Consider the following 7,769-nt stretch of genomic DNA (forward strand, 5'->3'; position numbering starts at 1 on the left):
TCCCGGGTCTTCATCGGCGCGTGCCGGTGAAGACCCGCAGCATCTCCTGGTAGTTCTTCATCAGCTCGTCCTCGCGCGTGAGGACCACGTCCACGTTGGCGTCGCCGTACTCACGCCGCACATCCGTCAGCTTCTGGAACGACTCCACCTGGTGGCGCATGGAGGCCACCTGCGCCGCCAGCTCCTGGCGCTGCTCGGGCGGCAGCTTCTCCTGGAGTTCCTCCAGCTTCCGAAGCTCCTCCTCGTACTGGAGCGTGCGCCCGAGCTGCCGTTGACTGATGACGGCCGTGACGACTTCGGCCAGGCCGTTGACGTCACTCACGCTCAGCCCCGCCTGCGTGCGCGCCTCCGACTCCGCCTTGGCCTTCGCCTCCACCACCTTGAGGCCCGCGCGGACTTCCGCCATCGCCTCCGGAGTGCCCGCATCCACCAGCGCGCCCAACCCCTGGAGTCCCTTCACCTGGGAGCCGTACACCTCCAGCATCCGCCGCTGGTAGGCCACGTAGGCGGTCAGCTTCTCGGGCGTCACCACATAGGGCCCCGCGCCGGTCGCCTCCTCGGCCACCAGGCCGGCGGCGCCACCACCATCCTCCACCCCGGGTGCATCGCTACCCGTGGCCCCATCCTTCTTACAGCCCGAGAAGGCCAACAGCCCCGCCAGGACCCACAGCGCCTTGCGCATCCAGACTCCTTCCAGAGAGACACGGCACGTCAGTCCCCGCGTGTATGCTGCGCGGACGCGTGCGGAGGAGGGCGGCCAACTCCTGTCTGTCATGCCGAGGTTGTTGCGGCCACTGAACAATCGCCGCATTACCTTTGACCAACCCGGCTGCGGTCATGTACGAACCGCGGTCCTGTCGTACCGGTGGAGGGACTTTGAGGATTTTCCTGGTTAGGCACGGCGATGCGGACGCTGAGATCCCCGAGGGTCTCGGTGACGAGGCGCGCGCGCTCACAGCGAAGGCTCGGGCGAACACCGCCGCGCACTTCGCATCGTTGTCCGAGCGCATGGGCCCCATCGGCCTCATCCTGACCAGCCCGCTGGTTCGCACGGTCCAGACGTCGCAGATTCTGTCCTTCGTGACGAAACACGAAGGGCTGCTGCGGGCGCATCGCTGCCTGTTGCCGGACATGCCGGTGGGCGCGGTGGAGCCGGTGCTGGCCGAGCATGCGGATGAGAACCTCGTCCTGGTCGGCCACCAGCCGTCCATGGGCGCCCTGGCGGCGCACCTGACGGGGATGCAGTCCTTCCCCAAGTCCGTTCACCCGGGCACCGTCATCGCCCTGGAGCGCGTCGAGAGCGAGACGTCGCCGCACTTCAAGTTCCTGTTCTACGCGGCCCCTGGCCAGCAGGTGCTTGACGTCATTCAGTGAGGCCCGTGCGGCCATGATGGAAGAAGCCCGCTACAACCAGCTCGTGGCCATGGTCTTCAAGCGGATGCTTGCCGCTGCGGACGCCATTGATCCAGACCTCCTGGAGGCGGAGAGCACGGGTGACATGCTCACCCTCACCGCCCGCTCCCGGGAGAAGTGCATCGTCAACACCCAGCGCGCCGTGAAGCAGATCTGGGTGGCGGGGCGAGGCCAGGGCATCCACTTCAACTACGACGAAGCCAGCGGCACCTGGCAGGACGACAAGGCGCGCGGCCTGGAGTTGTTCCGCTTCGTCGCAGACGTCGTGCACGACATCAGCGACGTGGACTTCATCTACCCGTCCTGAGTGCGGCTGGCGGCATCGCTGGCCACTTCCACCCAGTCACCACCCGCCGCCTGCGCGCGTCGCAGCGCGTCTCCCGCGTCCTTCAGCAGACCGCCGAAGCTGACCTGCTGGCCGGTGGCGCCCGGCGGCGCGCTCTTGTTGCCGGCGGGAGGTTCCGACACCGCCACGCCCACGGATGCGGTGCCCGCGGGCAGGGATTGCACGGCCTTCAGCTTCTCTCGCAGGCGCTCGGCCACCACCCGCGCGCCCGAGCGGGGCGTGTGCGGAAGGAAGACGACGAAGCGGCTGTCCGCGAAGGGCACGGCCACGTCGATGTCGCGCACGCCCTCCACCAGCAGGCCCAGCGTCTCCGCCAGCGCGCCCCGCCTCGCCGTGGGTGACAGCGCCGCGGACCGCTCCGTGAAGCGGTCCACCTCCACCATCAGCAGGGCGATGGGATAGCGGTAGCGACGGCTGCGCTTCACCTCCATCAGCATCAGCCGCTTGAGGAACTCGAAGTCCGCCGACGTGCCGCCCGTGGATGCAGACGGCTCTGGACGGGTGACGCGCCGGGCCTCGGGCTCCACCGGCGCGAGCGATGGCGGTGGCGGCACGGGCGCGGAGGCCACCCCGGAGGCGCGCCGGGCTTCCTCGAGTTGCAGCAGCAGCGACACACACGTCAGGACGGTGGCGCGCTTGAGAGGGCCCACCAGGCTGCCGTCCGCACCGGCCTGGGCGGCGCGCTCGTCGGCCCGCTCTTCATCCGGCGGGTACACCAGCAGCATCGGAACCTGGAGCCCCTGCGCACGCAGGCTCCGGCACATCGCCTCTCCTTCCAGCGACCCCAGCCCAGCGGCAAGAACCACCGCGGGTGGCCGCTCTCGCACGACTCGCAGAGCCTCGTCGGAGCTGGTCACCCACGTCACTTCGTGGCCGGCTCCCTCGAGGAACCGGCGCAGCACACCCGCCACCAGAGCGGCGGGTTCGGCCAGGAGCACGAAGGCCATCAGACCTCCATGACCTCCTTCTCCTTCTTCTTGATGATCTCATCCACCTGGGCCACGCCGCCGTCGGTCTCCTTCTGGACCTTCTCGGAGATGCGCTTGTGGTCGTCCTCGGTGATCTTCTTGTCCTTCAACTGCACCTTGAGCGCCTCGTTGGCGTCACGGCGGATGTTGCGGATGGCGACCTTGTGGTCCTCACCCTTCGTCTTCACCTGCTTGGCGATGTCCTTGCGGCGCTCCTCGGTGAGCGGCGGGAAGGGCAGGCGAATCATCTCCCCGTCATTCATCGGGTTGATGCCGAGGTTGGCCTCGCGAAGGGCCTTCTCGATTTCCTTCAGGACAGTCTTCTCCCACGGCTTGATGATGATGAGCCGGGGCTCCGGGGCGCTGACGCTGGCCACGCCGGACAGCGGGGTGGGCGTGCCGTAGTAGTCCACCCGGATGTTGTCGAGGATGGCGGTGCTGGCGCGCCCGGTGCGCACCTTGGTCAGCTCCCGCTTGAGGTCCTCGAGGGACTTGTCGATGCGGCCCTTCAATTCGACGACGATGTCACCGCTCATATGCGAGCTCTCCTTGAACACGAGTCGGGATGAATGCGAGCGGTCAGGCCCAGACCGTCTCGCTGCCGCCCACGACGGTACCAATCTCTCCGCCTCCCAGCACCGCGCGCTGGATGTTTCCCGGCACGGTGAGGTCGAAGACGATGATGGGCAGCTTGTTGTCCATGCACAGCGAGATGGCCGTGGAGTCCATCACGTTGAGGTTCTGCTTCAACACGTCCATGTACGTCAGCGAGCGGTAGCGGCGCGCCGTCGGGTCCTTCTTCGGATCCGCGTTGTAGATGCCGTCCACCTTCGTCGCCTTGAGGATGACCTGGGCGTTGATTTCCATGGCGCGCAGCGACGCGGCCGTGTCCGTCGTGAAGTACGGATTGCCCGTGCCCGCCGCGAAAATCACCACCCGCCCCTTCTCCAGGTGGCGCACCGCGCGCCGGCGGATGTAGGGCTCGGCGATCTGCTCCATCTTGATGGCCGACAGCACGCGCGTGTGCATGCCCTTCTTCTCCAGCGCGTCCTGCATGGCCATGGAGTTGATGCACGTGGCCAGCATCCCCATGTAGTCGGCGCTGGCCCGGTCCATCCCCTCCGTCGCGCCCGCCACCCCGCGGAAGATGTTGCCTCCGCCAATGACGAGGGCCACCTCCACGCCGGCCGCCGCCAGCTTGATGACCTCGTCCGCGATGCCACTGAGGGTGGGTGGGTGGATGCCGTACTTCCCTTCTCCCATCAGGGCCTCACCCGAGAGCTTGAGGAGGATGCGCTTGAAGCGGAGCGGTTGGGTCGTGTCGGAGGACATGCGCGTCCGCTTCTATCCCCCGTCTGGCGCCATATCAACGCCCGAGTCGGACACCCCTGCTCACACCGTCAGATGCCAATCGCCTGGAGGGGCTGGAAAGGCCCGCAAAGGCGAGGGCCGCGTCCCCCGCCCCCATCAGGGGTACAGAGCGCGCGGCCCTCAGGGCCCTGCTCGAACCATTTCACGGCCCCTGAAAGGGCCGCGAGGGGGCTCAGCCCTGCAGCGTCTTGGCGACTTCGGCGGCGAGGTCGTCCTTCTTCTTCTCGATGCCCTCACCCACCTCGAAGCGGACGAAGCGGCGCACGGAGACCTTCTCGCCAATCTTCGCGGCGCGCTCGGTGATCATGTCACCGACCTTCTTCTTGTCGTCCTTCACCCAGAGCTGGTCCACGAGGCAGACCTGCTCGTAGTACTTCTCCATCTTCCCGACGAGGATCTTGTCCAGCATCGCCTCGGGCTTGCCCTGCTGCTTGAGCAGGTCGCGCTGAATCTCGCGCTCCTTCTCCATGTTGTCCGTGGGGACTTCCTCGCGACGGACGAACTTGGGGCCGGTCGCGGCGATCTGCATCGCCACTTCCTTCACCAGGTCCTGGAAGTCAGGGTTGCGGGCAACGAAGTCCGTCTCGCAGTTGACCTCCACCAGCACGCCAATGCGGCCGCCGTGGACGTACGTGCCAACGAGGCCCTCGGCCGCGACGCGACCTTCCTTGCCCGCCGCCTTGGAGATGCCCTTCTTGCGCAGCCACTCCTCGGCCTTCGCGAAGTCGCCGCCCGTCTCCGTGAGCGCCTTCTTGCAGTCCATCATGGGCGCGCTGGTCCGCTCGCGCAGGTCCTTCACCATCTGGGCCGTGATTTCGGCCATGTTCGTCTCCTGTCTCCACCGTCACGAGGGCGCCAGGCGCCGGGCGGAGCATCCGGTTTCAAGGGATACGGCTACAGCGAAAAACAAGGACGGCCGGGTCGCAGGCATTCTGATGCGCCACCCGGCCGCCACGAACACTGGAGTACAGCGAGAGGCGACTACTCCTTCGCCGCCTCGCCACCCTCGGCCGCCGCGGGCTGCTCGGCCGCGGGCTGCTCGGCCACGGCCGGCGCGCCCTTCATCTCCACGAGAGGACCCCGGCGCTCGCCGCCACGGTCACCACCACCGCGGTGGTCGCCACCCCGGCGATCCCGGTTGTCACGGCGCGGGCCACGGCGGTCGTCGCGGTCACGGCGGTCATCACGGCCCTCGCGCTCCTCCTGCTCGTCGCGCTCCGCCGCGCCAGAGGCGCGGTAACGGGCGGCGCCCTCGATGCAGGCCTCGGCGATCTTCGACGTGAAGAGCTTGATGGAGCGGATGGCGTCGTCGTTGCCGGGAATCACGAAGTCGATGCCGTCGGGATCGCAGTTCGTGTCGACCAGGCCAATCACGGGGATGCCCAGGCGGGTCGACTCGTGGATGGCGATGTGCTCCTTCTTCGGGTCGATGATGAAGACGCAGCGGGGCAGCTTCGACATCTCCTTCACGCCGCCCAGGTTCTTCTCGAGCTTCTCGCGCTCGCGCTCCAGCGAGGCGACTTCCTTCTTGGGCAGGCGCTCGAACGTCCCATCCTCGGCCATCTTCTCCAGCGTCTTCAGCCGGTCGATGCCCTGCTTGATGGTCTTGAAGTTGGTCAGCGTGCCACCCAGCCAGCGGCTGGTGACGAAGTACTGACCGGCGCGCGCGGCCTCCTCGCGGATGACGTCCTGCGCCTGCTTCTTGGTGCCGACGAAGAGCACCGTGCCGCCACGGGCCGTCACGTCCGCCACGAAGCGGAACGCCGAGCGAGCCATGGAGACCGTCTTCTGCAGGTCGATGATGTAGATGCCGTTGCGGGCACCGAAGATGTAGGGCTTCATCTTCGGGTTCCAGCGCTTCGTCTGGTGGCCGAAGTGGACGCCGGCCTCCAGGAGCTGCCGCATCGTGATGCCGCCGGCGGCGGCCATGGCCTGCTGCTGCGTCTGCGTTTCCTGCGTGTCGATCGACATGGTGTTTCTCCGGTTATTCCGCCACACCCGGGTGTTGCTCCGGCCGTGACTGCCGGGAGCGAGGGCCCTCCTTTCGGAGAAGTCCTCCACTCACGGGAGCACCGGCGACCGGCACGGGCGTGTGTGAAGTGGGTACGACTCGGGGTCAACACCCCCGGCCCCAGGCTACGAGGCGGGGGGTCCTTAACAGAACCCTTCCCGGCGGCGCAAGCTTCGCTTCACCGCCCGTGGCGGGAAGAAGGCTCGTGCTCGCCTCCCTGCCCTCCTGGCCCCCTTTCCAGGGCCCCGGGGACGGGCCGAGCGCCAGAAAGAGGACCGGCGCGGCCCGCCGTCCGACAACCCCGGACGGTGCCGCGCCGGCGCCCTACTTCCGACATCCCGCGACGAGGCGCCTAGACGCTGGCTTCCGCCGCGCCGTGGCACTTCTTGTACTTGCGACCGCTGCCGCAGGGGCAGGGGTCATTGCGGCCCACGCGGGGGCCCTGCTGGGCGGCCGGCGTACGGGCCGCCGCGGCCACGGAGGCCTCGTCCAGCTTGCCCTCCGCCGTGCCACGGCCTTCCACCGCCTTGCGCTGCTGCTGGGCCAGCTGGCGCTGGATGCGGACGGCCTCTTCCTCCGCGCTGGTGGCGGAGCGGGGCTGCACGCGCATGAGCTGCGAGACGAACTGCGCCTTGATGGCGGACAGGGTCTGGATGAAGCCCTGGTAGCCCTCGCGCTTGTACTCCTGCTTCGGGTCCTTCTGGCCGTAGCCACGCAGGCCGATGCCCTGGCGCAGGTGGTCCATGCCCAGCAGGTGCTCCTTCCAGAGCCGGTCGATGGTCGCCAGGTAGTTGTACTGGAGGAAGCGCAGGAAGTTCTCGCCGAACTCCTCGTCGCGCGTGCGGAAGACCTTCTCCGCCGCCTTGTAGATGTGGTCCTGGAGTTCGTCGCGGTTGCCCACGCCCTCGAAGCCCATCTCCAGGTCGAACGTCTCCTTCACGTTCTTCGACAAGGCGTCCAGGTCCCACCCGTCCGAGCCCTTGGTGGGCGCGTACGTGTCCACGGTGGAGACGATGACGTCCTCCAGCGCGTCCAGGACCATCTCCTTGAAGTCCGCCCAGCTCACCATCCGCTCGGAGCGGCTCTTCACGCGCGTCTTCGGGTCCTCGGTGAACTCCACCAGGGGGACGCCCGCGCCCGCGGCCAGCACCTGACGACGCAGCTTGTAGATGGTGCGCCGCTGCTGGTTCATCACGTCGTCGTACTCGAGCAGGTTCTTGCGGATGTCGAAGTTGTGTCCCTCGACACGCTTCTGGGCCCCTTCAATCGCGCGGGACAGCCAGATGTGCTCGATGACCTCGCCCTCCTCCATGCCCAGCCGCTCCATGAGTCCCTGGATGCGCTCCGAGCCGAAGATGCGCATCAGGTCATCCTCGAGCGAGAGGAAGAACCGGCTGGCGCCCGGGTCACCCTGGCGACCGGCGCGGCCGCGCAGCTGGTTGTCCACGCGGCGCGACTCGTGGCGCTCGGTACCGATGATGAACAGGCCGCCGGCCGCCATCACCTCCTCGCGCTCCTGCTTCGTCTCCGTCTCCAGCCGGGCCTGGGCGGCGACGAGCCGCTGCTCCCAGTCCGCCAGCTCCTGCTGGTAGGCGACCATCGGGTCCACCTGCGGCGCGGCGCCATCCACCGGGGGCGGCAGCGGCGCGGGGGCCTCCGG

At 67.8% G+C, this 7,769-nt stretch carries 9 protein-coding genes; 2 read left to right on the forward strand and 7 right to left on the reverse strand.

Features of this window, described 5'->3' with window-relative positions; translation table 11 throughout:
- Positions 1–10: 10 nt before the first annotated feature.
- Complete coding sequence (locus FJV41_RS27720; RefSeq protein WP_141645582.1) at positions 11–682, reverse strand: hypothetical protein; 672 nt, start codon at positions 680–682, stop codon at positions 11–13.
- Positions 683–876: 194 nt separating this feature from the next.
- Here FJV41_RS27720 and FJV41_RS27725 point away from each other — a divergent pair, with 194 nt between their 5' ends.
- Positions 877–1,374, forward strand: a complete 498-nt coding sequence (locus tag FJV41_RS27725) for a SixA phosphatase family protein (RefSeq protein ID WP_174453334.1) — start codon at positions 877–879, stop codon at positions 1,372–1,374.
- A gap of 13 nt (positions 1,375–1,387) precedes the next feature.
- The gene (gene cyaY / locus FJV41_RS27730) at positions 1,388–1,720 is read left to right on the forward strand and encodes an iron donor protein CyaY (protein ID WP_141645584.1); all 333 of its coding nucleotides are present in this window, start codon (positions 1,388–1,390) and stop codon (positions 1,718–1,720) included.
- Here cyaY and FJV41_RS27735 read toward each other — a convergent pair.
- From FJV41_RS27735 to FJV41_RS27760, 6 genes are all read right to left on the reverse strand, one after another.
- Positions 1,708–2,706, reverse strand: a complete 999-nt coding sequence (locus FJV41_RS27735; protein ID WP_141645585.1) for a diguanylate cyclase — start codon at positions 2,704–2,706, stop codon at positions 1,708–1,710. The genes cyaY and FJV41_RS27735 overlap by 13 nt on opposite strands.
- Positions 2,706–3,263, reverse strand: a complete 558-nt coding sequence (gene frr / locus FJV41_RS27740) for a ribosome recycling factor (protein WP_141645586.1) — start codon at positions 3,261–3,263, stop codon at positions 2,706–2,708. Before frr ends, FJV41_RS27735 begins: the two co-directional genes overlap by 1 nt.
- A 43-nt stretch (positions 3,264–3,306) precedes the next feature.
- On the reverse strand, positions 3,307–4,059 hold the full coding sequence (gene pyrH / locus FJV41_RS27745; protein WP_141645587.1) for a UMP kinase: 753 nt from the start codon (positions 4,057–4,059) through the stop codon (positions 3,307–3,309).
- 211 nt (positions 4,060–4,270) lie between these two features.
- A complete protein-coding gene (gene tsf / locus FJV41_RS27750; protein WP_141645588.1) occupies positions 4,271–4,921 on the reverse strand; it encodes a translation elongation factor Ts in 651 nt (216 codons plus the stop codon).
- A 158-nt stretch (positions 4,922–5,079) separates the two neighbouring features.
- Positions 5,080–6,069: a 30S ribosomal protein S2 gene (gene rpsB, locus FJV41_RS27755; RefSeq protein WP_141645589.1), complete on the reverse strand. Its 990-nt coding sequence runs from the start codon at positions 6,067–6,069 to the stop codon at positions 5,080–5,082.
- 392 nt (positions 6,070–6,461) lie between these two features.
- The coding region (locus tag FJV41_RS27760) for a preprotein translocase subunit SecA (RefSeq protein ID WP_181790983.1) at positions 6,462–7,769 on the reverse strand (1,308 nt) is incomplete at its 5' end.

The sequence above is a fragment of the Myxococcus llanfairpwllgwyngyllgogerychwyrndrobwllllantysiliogogogochensis genome (assembly GCF_006636215.1).
In the GTDB taxonomy this organism is placed as follows: Bacteria; Myxococcota; Myxococcia; order Myxococcales; family Myxococcaceae; genus Myxococcus; species Myxococcus llanfairpwllgwyngyllgogerychwyrndrobwllllantysiliogogogochensis.

Excerpts from the sequence above, each read along its gene's own strand:
- FJV41_RS27720 (WP_141645582.1), bottom strand. The coding sequence starts at position 682 with ATGCGCAAGGCGCTGTGGGTCCTGGCGGGGCTGTTGGCCTTCTCGGGC.
- cyaY (WP_141645584.1), top strand. The coding sequence starts at position 1,388 with ATGATGGAAGAAGCCCGCTACAACCAGCTCGTGGCCATGGTCTTCAAG.
- FJV41_RS27735 (WP_141645585.1), bottom strand. The coding sequence starts at position 2,706 with ATGGCCTTCGTGCTCCTGGCCGAACCCGCCGCTCTGGTGGCGGGTGTG.
- frr (WP_141645586.1), bottom strand. The coding sequence starts at position 3,263 with ATGAGCGGTGACATCGTCGTCGAATTGAAGGGCCGCATCGACAAGTCC.
- pyrH (WP_141645587.1), bottom strand. The coding sequence starts at position 4,059 with ATGTCCTCCGACACGACCCAACCGCTCCGCTTCAAGCGCATCCTCCTC.
- tsf (WP_141645588.1), bottom strand. The coding sequence starts at position 4,921 with ATGGCCGAAATCACGGCCCAGATGGTGAAGGACCTGCGCGAGCGGACC.
- rpsB (WP_141645589.1), bottom strand. The coding sequence starts at position 6,069 with ATGTCGATCGACACGCAGGAAACGCAGACGCAGCAGCAGGCCATGGCC.